The sequence below is a fragment of the Shewanella sairae genome, assembly GCF_023283535.1.
Classification (GTDB): Bacteria; Pseudomonadota; Gammaproteobacteria; order Enterobacterales; family Shewanellaceae; genus Shewanella; species Shewanella sairae.
The window spans coordinates 16,319-33,987 of sequence record NZ_JAKILT010000046.1; the positions used below are offsets into that span (position 1 = coordinate 16,319).

At 41.5% G+C, this 17,669-nt stretch carries 14 protein-coding genes; 3 read left to right on the forward strand and 11 right to left on the reverse strand.

The window, feature by feature from the left end:
* Nucleotides 1-33: 33 nt before the first annotated feature.
* Both L2748_RS17140 and L2748_RS17145 read right to left on the reverse strand, forming a co-directional pair.
* On the reverse strand, nucleotides 34-1,017 hold the full coding sequence (locus L2748_RS17140; RefSeq protein WP_373317227.1) for an exopolysaccharide biosynthesis polyprenyl glycosylphosphotransferase: 984 nt from the start codon (nucleotides 1,015-1,017) through the stop codon (nucleotides 34-36).
* A gap of 136 nt (nucleotides 1,018-1,153) precedes the next feature.
* On the reverse strand, nucleotides 1,154-3,919 hold the full coding sequence (locus L2748_RS17145) for an SLBB domain-containing protein (protein ID WP_220782424.1): 2,766 nt from the start codon (nucleotides 3,917-3,919) through the stop codon (nucleotides 1,154-1,156).
* A gap of 786 nt (nucleotides 3,920-4,705) precedes the next feature.
* On the opposite strand from L2748_RS17145, the gene L2748_RS17150 reads away from it, so the two are divergent.
* Nucleotides 4,706-6,178: a peptide MFS transporter gene (locus tag L2748_RS17150; RefSeq protein WP_220782425.1), complete on the forward strand. Its 1,473-nt coding sequence runs from the start codon at nucleotides 4,706-4,708 to the stop codon at nucleotides 6,176-6,178.
* A gap of 164 nt (nucleotides 6,179-6,342) precedes the next feature.
* On the opposite strand, the gene L2748_RS17155 is transcribed toward L2748_RS17150, so the two are convergent.
* Both L2748_RS17155 and L2748_RS17160 read right to left on the reverse strand, forming a co-directional pair.
* Entirely contained in the window at nucleotides 6,343-7,455 is a 1,113-nt protein-coding gene (locus L2748_RS17155) for a response regulator (RefSeq protein ID WP_220782427.1), read from the reverse strand.
* Nucleotides 7,456-7,546: 91 nt separating this feature from the next.
* Complete coding sequence (locus L2748_RS17160) at nucleotides 7,547-8,314, reverse strand: MlaA family lipoprotein (protein ID WP_220782428.1); 768 nt, start codon at nucleotides 8,312-8,314, stop codon at nucleotides 7,547-7,549.
* Nucleotides 8,315-8,641: 327 nt separating this feature from the next.
* On the opposite strand from L2748_RS17160, the gene L2748_RS17165 reads away from it, so the two are divergent.
* Entirely contained in the window at nucleotides 8,642-10,258 is a 1,617-nt protein-coding gene (locus tag L2748_RS17165) for a hypothetical protein (protein WP_248957720.1), read from the forward strand.
* Between the two features lie 12 nt (nucleotides 10,259-10,270).
* Nucleotides 10,271-10,576 (forward strand): EscU/YscU/HrcU family type III secretion system export apparatus switch protein, encoded by a 306-nt coding sequence (locus L2748_RS17170; RefSeq protein ID WP_220782745.1) that lies wholly within the window; start codon nucleotides 10,271-10,273, stop codon nucleotides 10,574-10,576.
* 40 nt (nucleotides 10,577-10,616) lie between these two features.
* On the opposite strand, the gene L2748_RS17175 is transcribed toward L2748_RS17170, so the two are convergent.
* The 7 genes from L2748_RS17175 to L2748_RS17205 form a co-directional block, all read right to left on the reverse strand.
* Nucleotides 10,617-11,024 (reverse strand): DUF2802 domain-containing protein, encoded by a 408-nt coding sequence (locus L2748_RS17175; RefSeq protein WP_220782744.1) that lies wholly within the window; start codon nucleotides 11,022-11,024, stop codon nucleotides 10,617-10,619.
* A 149-nt stretch (nucleotides 11,025-11,173) separates the two neighbouring features.
* Nucleotides 11,174-11,668, reverse strand: a complete 495-nt coding sequence (locus L2748_RS17180) for a chemotaxis protein CheW (protein ID WP_220782743.1) — start codon at nucleotides 11,666-11,668, stop codon at nucleotides 11,174-11,176.
* A gap of 220 nt (nucleotides 11,669-11,888) precedes the next feature.
* Complete coding sequence (locus L2748_RS17185; RefSeq protein ID WP_220782742.1) at nucleotides 11,889-12,788, reverse strand: chemotaxis protein CheW; 900 nt, start codon at nucleotides 12,786-12,788, stop codon at nucleotides 11,889-11,891.
* Nucleotides 12,772-13,563 (reverse strand): ParA family protein, encoded by a 792-nt coding sequence (locus L2748_RS17190; RefSeq protein ID WP_220782741.1) that lies wholly within the window; start codon nucleotides 13,561-13,563, stop codon nucleotides 12,772-12,774. Before L2748_RS17190 ends, L2748_RS17185 begins: the two co-directional genes overlap by 17 nt.
* 58 nt (nucleotides 13,564-13,621) lie before the next feature.
* Nucleotides 13,622-14,194, reverse strand: a complete 573-nt coding sequence (locus L2748_RS17195) for a hypothetical protein (RefSeq protein WP_220782740.1) — start codon at nucleotides 14,192-14,194, stop codon at nucleotides 13,622-13,624.
* Complete coding sequence (locus tag L2748_RS17200) at nucleotides 14,187-15,332, reverse strand: protein-glutamate methylesterase/protein-glutamine glutaminase (RefSeq protein WP_220782739.1); 1,146 nt, start codon at nucleotides 15,330-15,332, stop codon at nucleotides 14,187-14,189. The genes L2748_RS17195 and L2748_RS17200 overlap by 8 nt, the downstream gene beginning before the upstream one ends.
* 90 nt (nucleotides 15,333-15,422) lie before the next feature.
* A complete protein-coding gene (locus tag L2748_RS17205) occupies nucleotides 15,423-17,666 on the reverse strand; it encodes a chemotaxis protein CheA (protein ID WP_220782738.1) in 2,244 nt (747 codons plus the stop codon).
* Between the last annotated feature and the right edge of the window lie 3 nt (nucleotides 17,667-17,669).

Below are 17,669 nucleotides of genomic sequence, written 5' to 3' on the forward strand. Positions count from 1 at the left end.
AAACTAACTCAGCATAGTGTTTAGCTGGAACAACTAACGCCCTGCACCGAACAACACTACCTTTACGGTTTTTAAAAGCACTTTAATATCTAATAACGTACTGTGATGTTTTATATAGTAAATATCATACTTATGCTTCCAAACTGCATCCTCAACTGATGCACCATATGGATAGCTTACTTGAGCAAGACCGGTTACTCCTGGCTTTACTGCATGTCTAAAACGGTAGTAAGGGATTGTTTTCTCAAGCTCCGAAATGAAAACCTCACGTTCTGGACGCGGTCCGACAATGGACATTTCTCCCTTAAGAATATTCAAAATTTGCGGTAATTCATCGATTCGAGTTTTACGAATAAATTTACCGACTTTAGTTACTCTAGAATCATTCTGAATAGCCCATTGTGCGCCGGACTTTTCAGCATCGGTACCCATTGAACGAAACTTAATAACTTCAAATTCTTCGTTATATTGTCCTACTCGCTTTTGCCTATATAAAATAGGACCTTTACTTTCTAATTTTATTGCCAATGCGGTTACAATACATACAGGCAATGAAATAATTGCTAAACAGACTGCAGCTGTAATATCGACGAATCTTTTCGATAACTGTGTTCTTTTTGTCGACAAAATTGAAAATGCTTTTTGATGCAAAAAGTAACCGCTGTGAAGTAACTTAACTTCTGTATATCCAAGTCGATGATCTAAGTAACTCACTAAAGGCTCAACCCAAGCTCCTAACTCAGTCGCTTTAACTAAATATTGTCTTTGCTCCTTAGTTAAGCTTGCGCTTTCAAAATGACAAATAACCTTTTTTTCATAAGTATTAAGCGCATAATCATTAACTATAGTTTCAAACGGGTAGCTTTCTACTATCTGCTTTATTTCACTTTCACGCTCACTTGGACAATAGACATAGATTACTTTTTGAGTAAGTGCGCTCCCTTTGGATATAATACGCGTGACGGGCTTCTGTAAGGCCTCGCCAGGCTCACCACTCTCGATTTTTCTATCTACCATAAAATCCATTCAATCACCGCACTCATTAATTCTTAATTCAAATATCTACTTTTAAAAAAATAACTTAATAAAGAGTGAAGGCTTGTGACCGCCACTCTTATTCGTAAACTAATTAAAACTGAAGATTATCAGTTCACTAAAGTTTCGCTACCGTAGCAAACGCCACCGCAGTATTGTAGATAATACTTGTAACCTGGGTCCAAAGAGTTAAGTTGTCTTTATACTCTGTATCAAGCGGTACGATGATCGTATCACCTGGTTGCAGTTTGTCCTGGGTTGAAAACCAAAATGATTTACTTGGTAACATTACAGAACCGTTAGCTTTAATAACATAAGTACGATCGTCATCCGCACGCTCTCGCACGCCGCCCGACATATTCAAATATTCTTCGACCGTAAGACCTTCTTTATATCGATGGGTTGCTGCATGTTGCACTTCGCCCATAACAGCAATGGTTTGTTTTGTTGATGGAACGTACAAAACATCTTCATCTTCGAGCTGCAAATCAGCCTGCTTAATACCGACAGAGATAGCTGAAAGATCTACCACTAGACGCCCTACTGCTTCGATGTTTTCCAAATCAGTTAACATCATTTGTGCATCAGTATAATTAACAACGTCCCCGTCTTTAGATACACCACGGGTAGCGATGTCGCGTCGAAGCTGATCAGCCAGTTTTTTAATTTCAAGCTGTTCTTGTAAGCGAACTGACTCTCGTACAAAAACTGAAGATGGCAGGTAAGCAAATTGAGTGAACCCGCCCGCTCTTTGAATAACACTTTCTAAAGTTTCGCCACGGCGGATGTTGTAAACACCAGGGAAGCGAACCTCACCACGAATTTCGACTGATTTATTCTCTTGCCACTCTGGCGTTGTCATCACAGTCAGAATATCCCTGCCCTTTAAAACGATGTTAGCATCTGCCATTCCTTCAAGTGCAGATAATAAATCGATATTCTGATGACTAATACTTGAGCCATCTGCAACTGTGACGGTTCGAGTTAACTCAGCTCTAGCAGTATACGCGCCTTCTTTTAACCCACCCGCGGCGCTAACAATGTCTGCAACGCGCGCATTAACGGCTAATGGGTAAATACCTTCGTTATAAACTTGCCCTTTAACCGCTACAACTTTAACTCCAGTGCCCGAACGACTCTGGTGATTCAACTTCATAATGATTGGATAAAGCAACTCGCTTCTGTTCATTAAACCACTTAAAGCTATTAACTCAGGGTCCTCAAACAGGTTCGCCATCATACGATTAACTTCGCCTTTAATGGCTAGCGCTTCATCATCCTCAAGCTGCTCTTTTGCAACAACGACTCCGCCTAACTGACTTCTATTGCTTAACTTTTGATTTTCTAATTGAGAGAAGCCTGCTTTAAATAAATCCTTAGATAACGAGCTATCGCCTACAAGCTGAACAACTTTTTCAACCCTTTCTCTAACGAGTTTGTTCAGCTCAAATCGGTTTTGAGCGTCATCGCTAAAGTTAAATACCATAATAGTATCTCTAGGTTGCAGCGAGAGATTATCAACGTGAGTTGTTTCTAAGATGGCTTTTGATGGTGAAAACTGATGTACTTCTATATCACCTTGCTTATTCGTTTCTCTTACAATAATGGCATAGTTTAGATCTGCTGATGGCTGAAAGTCTCCCCATATTGAAGGAAGTAGATCATTAACTTTTTGACCTTGGTACCATTGATATTTACCAGGGCGCACTACAGCGCCAACAACAGTAATAGCGTCTTCAAACTGCGAAGTGGCCGTCTTTATCTGTACAATATCACCTGGCTTAGCTTCTGCGGCACGACCTTCCGCTGTTGTTAAATCGACATTTTTAATTGTCTTTAAACCTTGCTTATTGTATCTCTCAATGCTGCTACTTCTTGGGTAGGCTCCACCTTTTAATCCGCCAGCCATCACCATTACATCACCCATGGTTTCACGGCCTTTAAGCTCATAAATCGCTGGGCGACGAACTTCCCCGTCTACTGAAACTAATCCACCGACTGAAGGAATAAATACCACATCTCCAGATCGTAGACGTAGGTCATTCGAGGCGTCTCCGCGCATTAATAAATCATATAAATCTAAGGTACCAATCAACTTACCTTTACGCTTTAACTGAATGTTACGTAATGAACCAATTTCAGCAATACCGCCGGCTACAAATAGGGCTTGAGTGATGGTAGATAAGCTCGAAACCGTATATGAACCTGGCTTATAAGCATCACCGGCAATAAAAATACGAATTGAGCGTAGTTCACCCATGGTGATATTAGACTCAACACCAATCATTTGTTGCTTGATTCGAGCTGAAACTGTTTTGCGCAGATCTTCAAATTTAAGACCTGAAACAGATATTGGTCCTAGCTCAGGGAATTGAATGTTACCATCGCGGCTAATGACTAAATCGTACTCTTTGTTTTCCTTACCATACAGCTGAACCTTGATGTTATCTCCTGGGCCTACGAGATACTCGCCAGGTACAGGAATATCAGTAACAGGAGCGAAAGTAATGGGTTCACCTTCAAACAAATTGTAGCCATATGGTTGAAGCTTTTTAGTATCTTTATCTTTCTGGTCTTTTAGAAACTGTGTCACTTCATCAACAATAATCTGTTGTTCTTTTAGTTCTTTTAGTTCTTCGTCTTCTACCGCTCTCGGATTTATGATGGCTTGATTTTCAAACGGCTGTTGAGAACTCGTAGCACCAGCATTCAGCAGTTCAGGATCAAAACCATACTGCTTTGCCAGTCTTTCCTGCTCAGCCTGCGGTAATGTCTTGAATTGTTCAATCATTTGCGGTGATGGCGTAACAGCATGTGCTGAACCACTTATTAAGCACACTAAACCCATGCTGGCGATAAAAAACTTTTTAACTTTTAAAAGCACCACACTCTCCGAGATTCCATATCAAGAGCCGACATTAACTCTTTTATTGTAATAAAGACAAAGACATAAACCTGATTACCAATTTTTAATATAGATAATAATCAAAGGCTATAGTGACTGAATCATTGCTTTCTTTTTGCCTAATCAGAACACTTTCTAAATAACAAAGCAGAAGAATAACAATTAAAATTTTGGGCTAGATTATACTGCATTATAAGATCCAGTACAGTAGAACATTAGAACTATCATCTCATGATGATTGATGTTGAATTTACAACTCTAACTAGACACACATAATCAACCAAGCATTAACATTACCCCGATACAAAGATATACATATTTAACTTGGTTAAAAGTTAACAGCTGTCGCAATTTTAATTCTATATCAATGGCTATACAGTAAAAACTAAAGTTAATGATTAGAATAGACTAATACTACGTCAGCCTTATTGACGAACTATATGGATTAAATAAAAACTAACATCGTAAAAATCAAGCCTCTTCTCACTGCTCAAATTGCAACCGCTTAACCTGCCAAAATTGACTTTAACCGCCCATAAAGTGTATATAAGGTGGGCTTTATCGCATTTGACGCTATTTTTAGCGCCGAATTAAAAAAATTAGAATACAAACCCACAATAAAACAGCAAAACGCGTAACAAAAACACCTCGACCTTAACAAGTCGGAGTGAGTTAGATTCACGTTTAGTTGAAATAATTTAAGCAAATAAATTTCTGTAGCAAAAATTGAGCTACAGGCAATCACAAGCGAAGGTGGAAGAATACATGAACGCAGCAAAACCCCAGGGGACGATGCTCGGGCATCCTAAGGGACTGTTCCTGTTGTTTACAACAGAGTTATGGGAACGTTTTAGTTATTACGCGATGCGCGCAATTTTGGTTTTATACCTAGTTGACGCAGTACAATCTCAGGGTGGTCACGGTCTGGGTTGGACCCAAGCTGATGCACTTTCTCTTTACGGTACATTTACTGGTTTAGTTTATTTAACACCACTTATTGGTGGTTGGTTAGCTGACACTTACCTAGGTCAACGCCGTGCAATTATGATCGGTGGCGCATTGATGGCCGCAGGTCAATTTATTCTCGGTACCCCTCATGCTTGGGTTCCGGGCATGGAAGTCGAAGTCTTTTATGTCGGTTTAGGTGTATTGATCCTTGGTAATGGTTTATTCAAGCCAAATATCTCTACTATGGTTGGTGACTTATATGAAGAAGGCGATCACCGTCGTGACGGCGCGTTTACTATCTTCTATATGGGTATCAACGTTGGTGCTTTCTTATCAGGTATTATCGTAGGTTCAGTTGTTGCCTATTATGACGGTAACTTCCAAGCAGGCTTTATCTGTGCCGGTATCGGTATGGTACTGTCTCTTATCATCCAGTTCGTATATGCGCAAAAATTACTTGGTGATATTGGTCGTGTTCCAGCTGCTCAGCTTGAAAAAGAAAAAGCTGCTGCTAGCGGTGAAGTGCGTAAAGAACCACTGACTAAGATCGAACGTGACCGTATTAAAGTTATTATGATCATGGGTCTATTCACTATCATCTTCTGGGCTGGTTTCGAGCAGGCCGGTGGTTTGATGAATATTTTCACTAATGATTTTACTGACCGTATGATTGGCGGCTGGGAAGTACCTACCACTTGGTTCCAGTCTCTAAACGCTATGTTTATCGTTATTTTTGCTCCTGTAATTGCCTCTATTTGGATCCGCTTAGGTAAAAATGAGCCGAATTCACCAGTGAAATTTGCATTAGGCCTAATCCTGCTTGGTATTGGTTTCCTATTCATGATTGGTGCTGTTTTAGAGATGGGCGGTGACGCTAATGCTAAGTCAAGCATGTGGTGGTTAGTCGGTGCATACTTCTTCCATACTATGGGTGAATTATGTTTATCACCTATTGGTCTATCAATGGTAACTAAGCTTGCTCCACTGCGTATTGCTTCGTTAATGATGGGCGCATGGTTCCTATTTATTGCTGCAGCAAACAAGATTGGTGGTATCGTTGGTTCGTTGATCGGCCACGGTGGCGGCAAAGAAGAACAACTTGCTAACGCAATGTCTATCTTTGCGGGTATTGCTATTACAGCAGCTGTTTCAGGTATTATCCTTTACTTCATGGCTGACAAGCTTGTTGACTGGATGCATGGTGCAGAAGACAGTACTCACCATACTGAAGAGCAAGCCTTAGAAGAAGAGATTGCAGTTACTGCTGAGCACGAAGCGATCAAAAGATAAGCTCTAAGCTCTAAGCTCTAAGCTCTAAGCTCTAAGCTCTAAAAAGTAAAATGCTTCGTAGAAATACGAAGCATTTTTTGTTGCTAATAGCCAAACAATGTTCAAGGTAGTCCTCCCCCCTACACTCGCTCAATAAACGGCTTGATGCTCAATTTTACATAACACTAATGAATTGAAAGCTGTATGAAGCCGCCTGGCGTAATAGTTTGGTTGTGGATCAATCCATGAAACTGATTAGCAATCAACTGCTGCTTATGCTCTTCAGTATGGGTTGCAATACACAGTTTCTCGCCTAACAAAAGCGTCCTAAACTGCACACTTGGCTTACACCAACTGCTTATGCCTAGCTGTAGGGATTCCGGTAACGCTAACGGAGATAGCTGATGGCTTTCTCCACTTTTTAGATAACAACGAAACTCACTGCCTGATTGGGCGATTGCCGCTCTATAGTGATTTAACTCCAATACGATATAAGTCATATCAACGAGGATCTCTAATCCTGAGTGACTCATGCGGTCATTCAAATAAACCAACATGTTGAATGGTTCAATAATCGAACTTGAGATCTCACTTTGAAAGTCAGATATTTTTTGATTAACAAAGCTTTTTAGTAGCACAGATGCAAAGGCGGCGCGGTTATCATGGGGCTGAAAGTGCGCCATATACACAATAATATGTTTATCACCTATCATCGCAGTATCGATGAAGTGAGCACTTACCTCGTTATTATTAAACAAGCTATAATCGATAGTGACATTACTATATTCGACGCGACTAGGCGGAAACAACTGCTGTTGAACACCTTTAGCTGCTGCACTATTTTGCTCAAGCAGGGCTAAATTTTGTGTCAATTCTTGGTAGGAGAGCGACTCTCGCTCATCAATGGTCAACGCGTCTTCGAGGGTATGGTTTAAACTCTCATGAATCGCATTTTCAATCAGGTATAAATCGGCTATCGGCTTTACTAGGTAATCGCTAGCGCCATTTCTTAATGACTCTACCACATCAGACATGCCTTGATTACCAGAGACAATAATAACAGGAATATTCGGATTGTAATGTCGTAGCGCTTTAAGCATGCCTAAACCACCTAGTTTAGGCATGCTTAAATCTGCAATCACAATATCGAAAGAATGTGACTTATAGGCTTCGAGTCCTTGCTCTCCATTTTCAGCCTCAAAAACTTTTGCGCCCCTGCGCTCCAGAAAAGAGGCTACGAGCTTGCGAAAAACAGGGTCGTCTTCCACCAATAGAATCGTTAACTTAGATAGCGCCATAACTGTCCTTAAATGACAATATCGTAAACACACATCCTTGTTTTAGTTTACGTATTAAGTAGCTCCTTATCCTGGACCACTACTCAATTTTTTATTCTAACTCCTGCATATACTCATCGAGTAACTCATCATCATCGTCACTTTGCGGAATATCACCATCATAAACTTTGTAATCCATATGTTGAAAATATGCATCTTTTACAAAAGTATATGGATCAAGTGCATTATCAACTAATCGCTCCTGATCAATTGCGGATGCACGAGTATGCAGACTTTTAAGCCCCCACTTTAATGCTGACTGCCAAAATGTCAGCTCTGATAGAGGGAAGTATAGATCATCTACCCAATCGGTCGCTAGCTCTCTAGTGACATAAGGACCGATAAAAGGCGCCATAAAATAAGGGCCATTAGGGACGCCATAATAACCAAGCACCTCATTAAAAGCATCTTGCTTACGCGTCATCCCCATCATTTCAGCGACATCAATAACTCCAAGCAAACCGAGGGTTGTATTGACGGTGAAGCGGCCACCTGCATTTGCGGCCCAAACCCACTTTCCCTGCAACGTATTATTTACTAGGCTAGAGGGCTCTTCCAAATTAAGCACAAAATTGTTGATACCTGTTTTAACAGGGCGAGGCACATAATCATTATAACCATGAGCGACTGGGCGATAGAAATACCTATCCATAAACAGATAGTTAAAATCCCACATGGTGCGGTTAAACCCTTCAATGGGGTCGCGTGGGTCATTGTAAGTTACAGTAATTTGTTTATCTTCATCCACCGCATCTTCAGCGGCATTTACCGAAGGTAAAGCAAATATCGTTAGAGAAAGCACAATCCATTTAAACTTCATCATTGTCTCTTTATGAAAATCCTAACATCAAGTCAAACGCTTACAAAAAATTGGATAAAACCAGGTAAATCAGAATTTAAGCTTTTGCTTTCGTTTAAGCATCCCTTTATCACTAAATTTTCGCTAAAGTCTTACAGCTTATCTGTCGATATAAGCTATATTAGCCATTATTGAACCATAACTGTGACTATCCACAGAGGAATATAGCTTTTATCGACAAATGACGGCTAAGGATACTTATTTGGGCTTATAGAGCAAATATTAATTTGTTAATAAACATATCTAAAAGTCACTTGAAGCATTTTATTACAACGCGGGTTAGCCTTGATGATTAGAGCAGATAGCAACATTCTCCCAACACAAGTTCCAACCTCAAGTAAATCACCTAGCTCGTCAGGAAACTCACTACTTCCTATTTCACTTCGCCTGATAGAAAACATGATACATGGCAACCTATTAGGTCAGCCCTACCTAGTAAAACCCCAGCAAAAATTAGCCCTACAACAAATAAAACTTAGTCAAAGCTTTTTATTAAATATAGTGCATAGTCAAACTAACCTGATAGGTTTAGGACAATCTCTTAGGCTCACATTGCCACCTGCTTTGTTATCGGTTATGACTCAAGGGACTGAACAAGCTAAAAAGCTTCAGGTTTTAGCCAAACGAAAACAAGGTTATCGACTGCCCAATGTTCATATCAAGAATAGTGAGTTAAATTTTGAAAGCGGTCCCAGCATAAAGTTAGCTGCACTCGCGTCTGTATCCAATGGTGATTATACGGCTTCTATTACCAGTAATCATGGGCAACTCAACCTGACCTTAACTCCAATTATATTTAGTGAGCCCGTTACATTGCTTAGCCAGTCCACTGCACCGCAAGCACTTGATGAATTAGTCAGCAACAATGATATTACTCCAAAGGAAACGGATTCGACCAATAAACTAAGTGATCTAGCCATTGCAAAATCTGATATCAGTTTTATTTATAAAAGTTTATTTAAACAATTAGAAAGCACTACGCTTGTAAAGCCTCTTTCAAGTGAACTTCTACATAGCCAATCAGCAATCGAAGTAACAGCGAACACGGTGATCCCCCAAAGTCGCAAAGCAAACAAGATGCTTATTGGCGCTATTGAAAAAGCAGGTGGATTGCCGGCAAAAAAAACAGCGATAGTCGACCCAAAACAAAGTCTCTTTGGTGCATTGCTGAATGCCATTCCGTCTGTTAGACCGGAACAATTAACAGAACTCAGTCAACCGCAACAACTAAAAGGCTCGCTTGCCGCCACCAGCGCTTTATGGCCGTCACCCAATGACTGGGACGCCCCGGTAACAAATCATATCCAGACTCTTGGGTTGTTGATGCAACTGCTACTAGCACGGCAAACACCCCATGAGATTTCCCCAGCTTTAACCGAAAGACTATCTCGCCTACAACTGCACTTAGGCTTACCTGAGCCATTGTTTGCATTAATTGAGTCAGCCATAAAAATTGATAGTTTTGAAGCACTATTAAATAACCTTGCTCTATATCAGCAAGCTTCTACTAAAACTCCTGACTCCATTCATTATTACTTTGCACTGCCTTATTCAATCAATCATTATCAGGAGCAACTTGAAGGACATATCTTCAAAGAGAAAGTAGAGGATAAGCAAGCAGAGCGATATTGGAATTTACAACTTAAATTCAACCTTTCTGTAGGCCCCTTGCTAATTAGAGCTAAAATGCCCCTCTCTGGCTTACCAGAGCCAAGTTCACCACTTAGCCTTAGCTTGGTCACGAGCAATGATGCCCTCATCAATAAGATGCAGCTATTAGCACCGGCTCTAAGGCACAAGCTCAAAGCATTAGGATTTGGGCAGGTTAATATTAAAACGCAATGTGAAGCGGTTGCGGCTAGCATTTTGCCCGGAGAGCACTATCTGGTTAAGGTAAAAATATAATAAGGTCGAACAATGCCAAATAATCAAGTAAAGCAGGCTGTTGCACTCAGTTATAAAAACAGTAACGCACCTGTGGTTATCGCCAAAGGTGAAGATCTAATTGCAAAAGAAATGATCGCTATCGCAGAGCAAGCTGGGGTTCATATACACAGTGATGAGTATTTATGTGATTTTTTACAAAAGCTAGAAGTCGGTGATGAAATACCTCAGGAACTTTATCTACTGGTCGCTGAGCTCATTGCTTTTGTTTACGTGCTAGACGGGAGGTTTCCAGAAAAATGGGACAATATGCACCAAAAGATAATGGAGCAAGTTTAAAATAAAGGTAAGGCATTAAAAATGAGATGTTGTTGCTAGCTTAACCTTTACCATGCAAGCGAATAAGCAACTCAGCTTCGGCTTTAGGCAGTTCACACTCTTCGATCAACTCTTGAACCCCTGCCCCTAGCGCAACCATCTTCATCGCTCGAGTGTATAACCTTGCCTGCGGATCTTGTTGACTGCCCTCTTCCAGTTTCGCATCTTGTTGGATGAGCTTTTTCTCAAGCTCTAACATACGACGACCAACACCAATAGTGCCACTTCTTAGTTCATGTAGCTCTCGTTTTATGGTCTCTCTATGCTTATCGTTTTCTTTGACTAATAAAGTTAATGCATCAACTTTTAAGCGCAACTTAACCATTTGCTTTTGTAAGTAAAATACCAAAGCAAGACAGGCGACTACAAATATCAGTGCAGCGGCGATAAAAATTTCTTCAACAATCATGATTAACTCATTAATTAATTTCAGTAAGTAACATTGATACTTAGGGGGAATGTCGCTAAGAAAAAACAACTATATACTAAGCTAACAAGAGGCTATATAGACACATGTTCAATATAACCTCATCATTTATTTTAGTTAGTACTCATTGCTTATATTTGAGTTAACTCCATCCACTCTTCATCTGAAAGTAGTTTATCAAGATCAACTAAGATAAGAAGTTCATTATCGCGGTTACTGACCCCTTGAATAAACTTAGCGCTTTCTTCTGTACCCACATTAGGCGCATTATCGATTTCGGAGCGACGAAGGTAAACCACTTCTGCAACGCTATCGACTAAAATACCGATAACCTGCTTTTCTGCTTCGATAATCACGATACGGGTAGAATCATTAACATCAGCCGAAGCCAAACCAAAGCGTGAACGGGTATCAATAACGGTTACAACATTACCGCGAAGGTTAATGATACCTAGCACATAATGCGGCGCGCCTGGCACAGGTGCAATTTCAGTATAACGCAATACTTCTTGTACCTGCATAACGTTAATACCATAAGTTTCATTATCTAGCTTGAACGTTACCCATTGTAAAACGACGTCTTCATTATTACCCGCCGCAGCGGCCACACTGTTTGAACTTGTCATAAATCCCTCAATCAATAGCTCTGCGGCTATCTGGCAAACCATTGTTCCGAAACTTAACCTGTATCTATGTGCAGGTTAAATTCCAATGCACTTTATTCTATTGCTAGTAAGGATAGCTCTGTATCGCCTTACAGCCAATACTCTTTTGTTTACTATTAGTTATAACGACCAGTTTGATGCTTTCTTTATAAACTGCATCACATCTAATGACTTAAAAAGCCTATCTAGGTTGCTCTGGAATCGTATCTTGATAACCCAAACCTGCACTCAACATTTGGATTAACGCGTCGACGTTAAGGATCCCACACATCTGCTTTTTCACTACGCCTGCTAGCCAAGGGCGTTTTCCTGCATGATTTCGCCAGTTTACTTCAGACTTCTTAACCGTGATGGTATCGACAAGCGCTTCGCAGCTTAACCCCCATTGGCTATTTTCCAGTGCAACCACATATTGATATGTAACTTGCTCAGCTAACGCATTCGTGTACTTTTCAGGCATTACCCAGGCACATGTGTCAACAACATTTAACTGGCTTCCACGGTGCTGTTGGGCGCCCATGTACCATTTCGGGCGACCGATTAATGGCGTAAGCTTCTCTAGGTTGATAATCCCCCCTAGGCTAACTAACGGTACAGCTAAAGTTAATCCTGCGACTTTAAAAAACAATACTTGGAATTCTTCATCTAAACGTTCCAAAAGCGTTTGGGTGGACACTAAGTCCCCCTCTTGGCTTACGCTAGTGTGCGATTGCTTCTCAGAAGTCACTTCAGCAACAATCATTGCTTGTTCATTTATGGAAGTGCTAGCAGAGTGACTTGTATTTATCTGACTCGTATCAACGTCAGCCTCACTCGGGATTTGGCTATCACTTGCCACTACGATGTCAGACTTGATTGCTTGCACAACCTCATATTCAGGTTGTTGTTTGTTTCGAGCTGAATTTGCAAACAATTCTTCTAACGACTGTCGAGTCAACTTTTCATCAGTTTTACGAGTCAGCTCATCAATATTCAGTGTTGCTAGGGTTAAGCTATTTTTGCTAGCACTCTGCTGATTTACGGGTTCACTAAGCAACAAAGAAAAGTAATCACAAACTGCATCATCAACTAATTTTGACATGAGACAGTTCCCTTGCGGTCAAGTAATCCAGAAGCCGATTGTAAGCGAGTACACCACGACTACGTGGCGCATAATGAGATGCGGGGAGGTGGCTTAAACTCGCATCTCTAAATTTAGTATCTACTGCGATCACATCGTTCCACAATTCATCATTATAATCTTGCTTTAGTTGCACTAAGGCCGCGGAACTCGCTCGAGTTCGTTTATCGTACATGGTAGGCACAATTGTATAGCTGTATTGAATATTCTTTGACCGCCCCATTAGCAGCATGGTTTTCACCATCCTGTCTAAGCCTTTCAGTGCTAAAAATTCTGTCTGTACTGGCACTATAATATGTTCACTTGCCGCTAGCGCATTAACCATCAAAACACCCAAAACAGGCGGGCAATCGACCAGTACAAAATCATACCTGTCTTCAACTAGGTGCAATGCCTTTTTTAATATCAGCCCCATGCCTTCTTGATGACCTAAACTGCGATCTAATGTAGCAAGCGCCATTGTTGAGGGAAGTAAATCCAACTTTTCTACATTGGTTGGCACTATGTGCATTTGCACGCCATCTTGAGTTAACGTTTTATTATTTAGAAATAAATTATATAAAGAACAAGGCAACTGCTCACTATCAATGCCAAGGTAATATCCTAGCGATGCATGCGGGTCAGTATCTACCATGAGCACCCGAAAGCCACGTTTAACCAGCGAGCCTGCAAGACTTGCAACGGTAGTGGTTTTGCCGACCCCACCTTTTTGGTTTGCAATGGTCCAAATTTTCAAAGCATACCCCTTGATTTACTCACCCAAGAAAACACCTAATAACGTTTATTTATATTAACTACGGATCCCGTGTTGTTACCCTAACACCACCATGAGGCAAACTAATCAGCTTAACGCCATCATCCGTTTCCTCTAATGTCACCGCGCTTTTAGGACGAACTGGCGCTTGGTTAACAGGCTTTTCTTTTAAGGGGCGTTTTTTGTGATTTTCCACAACATCAGCTTCACGTGCTATAGCTTTCACTGGCACAGGGGCAACTTTAGGGTTATCACCTCCCTGAGCTATACTAACTGTATTAGGTATTATTGGGGGTCGTTCAGTAACCCCTGGACCTATAGCTAAAGCCTGTGATCCCCCTTGTTTTGCTTTATCGATAGCGGGTTGTACGAAATGCGGATTATTTTGCATCCACTTAGCTACAACTTCAGCTTGCTCATCTGCCACCATAAGTAGAACTTGTGAGCTTTGAAGCTGTTTGACCTCAGCCGATAATAATTTAACTTTATGCTGAGCTTCAAAATACAAGGAACCAAAAGCAAAACTGGTAATGCTTAATAAAAACAGTAACAACAAAGACAAGGTACTCATTGCCCCTTGCTGCTTACCTTGAAGGCTGACAGCATCAGCCATGGCTAGTTTCTTTAAGTATCGACTCTGCGATATGGTCTAAAGACAAAGATTTGGTCGCAATACCTGCTGACGTCACAGCTTGTGGCATACCATACACAACACAACTCGCTTCATCTTGGGCCCAAATCGTCGCGCCAACACTTTTCAGCATTCTCGCTCCTTCACGCCCATCAGCCCCCATGCCCGTTAATACAACCGCAAGTACATCGCCGCCTAATACCTTAGACGCTGAAGCAAAGGTAATATCAACACTTGGCTTGTAATTCATATCAGCATTACCAGCTATCACTTTTATCCGCCCCAGCGCACCTGTGCGCTCTAGCATCATTTGCATACCACCTGGCGCTAAGTAAGCACAACCTGGTTTTAGTAAATCACCGGTTTGTGCTTCTTTAACTTCAATCTTGCAAAGACTGTTAAGCCTTGTGGCAAAGGTAGGCGTAAAAGCTGCCGGCATATGCTGGACCAACAAAATAGGGTGCGGGTAGTTGGCTGGTAATTGAGTCAACACTTTTTGCAATGCCACTGGACCACCTGTTGAGGTGCCGATTAACAAGGCTTTATATTTCTTGCCGCTCCCACGAGTGATTGCACCACTTCGAGTTACTGGTTTATCCGTTGCTGGTGCATGAGTGACCTGCGCATTTACTCTTGATAAGCCAGCACTCGCGCGAGTCCGCTCTGTCGGCGTTTTCGCTCTATCACTGCCTAGCACCGGCCTGCTAATAGGCCTAAATAAACGTCGACGCCCTAATGCACGGATCCTTTGTTGAAGTAATGCCACTGCGTCATCTTTATTACTGGCAATATCTTCAAAGCGTTTAGGCAGAAAATCTAAAGCGCCAGCTTCTAACGCCTCTAACGTCGCAGTGGCGCCGTCATGAGTCAGCGATGAAAACATTAAGATTGGGATCGGCTTACTCGCCATGATCTCTTTAACCGCAGTGATCCCGTTCATCACAGGCATTTCAATGTCCATGGTGATCACTTGTGGGTTAAGTTCTGCAGCCATTTTGATGGCTTCAGCACCATTGTTAGCTGTTCCAATCACTTCTAGTTCTGGATCTTGATTAACAATTTCACTTACGCGTCGTCTAAAAAAACTTGAATCATCAACGACTAAAACTTTTATGCCCATTAATTTTCCTATACGGCATCTCAAAATAGTGCTTGGCTTTACGTAAAAGGAATAACAATGCCCCAGCATTGTTATTCCTCAATTGTTTCATTAGCTTTTATTGCGAGCGTAGTACTTTAGCAAGCCTGGTACGTCTAAAATAAGTGCAATACCACCATCTGATGTGATAGTCGCACCTGCCATACCTGGTGTACCGTGTAGTAAAGTACCTAAAGGCTTAATCACCACTTCTTCTTGACCAATTAATGAATCAACCACAAAGCCAATTTGAATTGTGCCTAACTGCACAATAACCACATGACCGTGTTGTTTATCACCATGATTAAAATCAAGTGCTTTACGAGATAACCATTGCTCAAGATAAAACAGCGGTACCGCTTTATCGCGTACGATAACAGTCAACTGACCATCAACAACATTGGTTTTCGTCAAATCAAGGTGGAAAATCTCATTCACACTCGATAACGGTAGTGCAAAGACCTGCTCTGTTACTTCTACCATTAGCGTTGGCATAATGGCTAAGGTCAGCGGCACCTTAATTTCAAGGCGGGTGCCCTTACCTTGTTGTGAGTCAATATAAACAGAACCATTAAGCTGAGTAATGCGGGTCTTAACCACATCCATACCCACACCACGTCCTGAAATATCAGAAATTTCAACTTTGGTAGAGAAGCCTGGCGCAAAAATAAGGTTATAAGCTTCCTCATCAGTCATACGTGCCGCAGCGTCTTCATCAAGAACACCACGGGTAATTGCAATCGATTTTAGCTTTTCAGGATCCATTCCAGCGCCATCATCTTCAATCTTAAGTAAGATATGATCGCCTTCTTGGCTAGCTGATAACGTGATAGTTCCTGTACGTTGCTTGCCGTTTGACTCACGTATATCAGGCATTTCAATACCATGGTCGACAGAGTTTCTCACTAAGTGAACCAGTGGATCGGCCAGTGCTTCAACAAGATTTTTATCTAGGTCGGTATCTTCACCTACCATCACCAGATCTATCTCTTTATTAAGCGTACGTGCGAGATCTCGAACAACCCGTGGGAAGCGACCAAACACTTTCTTGATAGGTTGCATACGGGTTTTCATGACCGCGCCTTGGAGATCTGCCGTGACTAAATCAAGATTTGCCAATGCTTTTGACATTTCTTCATCTTCACGGGCGACACCTAAACTAAGCAAACGATTTCGAACCAGCACTAACTCACCAACCATATTCATGATTTGATCAAGTCTTGATGTATCAACACGTACAGTCGTTTCTGCCTGAGGCATATTATTACCTGCAGGCTTCGCTGCTGGTTTTGCGACAGGTTTTGCTTCGACTTTAGGTTGTACTTGTGGGGTAACAGCTACTTGAGGTTCTACTTGAACCTGCTGAGATGTTGTTATCGCTTGGGCAACTGGCGTATTAACCGCTGCTGGTTGAGGCTGTGCAGGCGCAGGCGCAATAACGCCATCAGAACCAGGTTTACCTGGACCACTGCCTGAGCCATGTAATTCATCAAGTAAACGTTCAAATTCGTCATCGGTTATTTCATCAGAGTCAACATCACAAGTATTCGATTCAACGACGGCAGGCACCGCTGATTGCACTTTGAACTGACCCGAACCATGCAATTCATCTAATAAGGATTCAAACTCATCATCAGTTATATCCTCCGATGATGGAGCAGAAGCAGCAACATCGTTAACAGACGCGCCAACTTGACTACCAGGTCCGTTATTGGTGCCATGCAGAGCATCAAGTAACGCTTCAAACTCGGCATCATCAATATCGTCGATACTAGCAGAAGCCTCGTCGTTTGAAGAAGCTGCATTTGTCGCAGCACTATCAATAATAGCCACTGTAGGCTCAGGAGGAACCTGTTCCTGAACAGGTTCTGAAACCGGTATTGAAGCTGAGTTGTCGACAACCTGAGACATTTCTGATGCTAAGAGCTCACCAGCGCTGAGAGTTTTAAGCTGCGCTAATAATGCTTCTTCTGCTGGAGATTGAGGCTGTCCTGCTTGCGTTTCAGCAAACATTGAGTTGATAGAGTCGACCGCTTGTAAAATGACGTCCATCAAATTTGCGGAAACGCTACGCTTACCTGTACGCAACAAATCAAAGGTATTTTCAGCTTCATGGCAAACATCAACCATTGGTGATAAACCAAGGAAACCAGCTCCACCTTTGACGGTATGGAACCCCCTGAAAATAGCGTTTAATAAATCCGTATCATCAGGGTTATTTTCTAACGCGACTAATTGTTCCTGTAGAAGCTCTAAAATTTCACCAGCTTCAATCAAAAAGTCCTGCAGTATCTCTTCATCAACATCAAAGGACATAAT

Bases quoted from the DNA above. Each gene is read 5' to 3' on its own strand.
- L2748_RS17140 (WP_373317227.1), bottom strand. From the start codon at position 1,017: ATGGTAGATAGAAAAATCGAGAGTGGTGAGCCTGGCGAGGCCTTACAG.
- L2748_RS17150 (WP_220782425.1), top strand. From the start codon at position 4,706: ATGAACGCAGCAAAACCCCAGGGGACGATGCTCGGGCATCCTAAGGGA.
- L2748_RS17155 (WP_220782427.1), bottom strand. From the start codon at position 7,455: ATGGCGCTATCTAAGTTAACGATTCTATTGGTGGAAGACGACCCTGTT.
- L2748_RS17160 (WP_220782428.1), bottom strand. From the start codon at position 8,314: ATGAAGTTTAAATGGATTGTGCTTTCTCTAACGATATTTGCTTTACCT.
- L2748_RS17165 (WP_248957720.1), top strand. From the start codon at position 8,642: ATGATTAGAGCAGATAGCAACATTCTCCCAACACAAGTTCCAACCTCA.
- L2748_RS17170 (WP_220782745.1), top strand. From the start codon at position 10,271: ATGCCAAATAATCAAGTAAAGCAGGCTGTTGCACTCAGTTATAAAAAC.
- L2748_RS17175 (WP_220782744.1), bottom strand. From the start codon at position 11,024: ATGATTGTTGAAGAAATTTTTATCGCCGCTGCACTGATATTTGTAGTC.
- L2748_RS17180 (WP_220782743.1), bottom strand. From the start codon at position 11,668: ATGACAAGTTCAAACAGTGTGGCCGCTGCGGCGGGTAATAATGAAGAC.
- L2748_RS17185 (WP_220782742.1), bottom strand. From the start codon at position 12,788: ATGTCAAAATTAGTTGATGATGCAGTTTGTGATTACTTTTCTTTGTTG.
- L2748_RS17195 (WP_220782740.1), bottom strand. From the start codon at position 14,194: ATGGCTGATGCTGTCAGCCTTCAAGGTAAGCAGCAAGGGGCAATGAGT.
- L2748_RS17200 (WP_220782739.1), bottom strand. From the start codon at position 15,332: ATGGGCATAAAAGTTTTAGTCGTTGATGATTCAAGTTTTTTTAGACGA.
- L2748_RS17205 (WP_220782738.1), bottom strand. From the start codon at position 17,666: ATGTCCTTTGATGTTGATGAAGAGATACTGCAGGACTTTTTGATTGAA.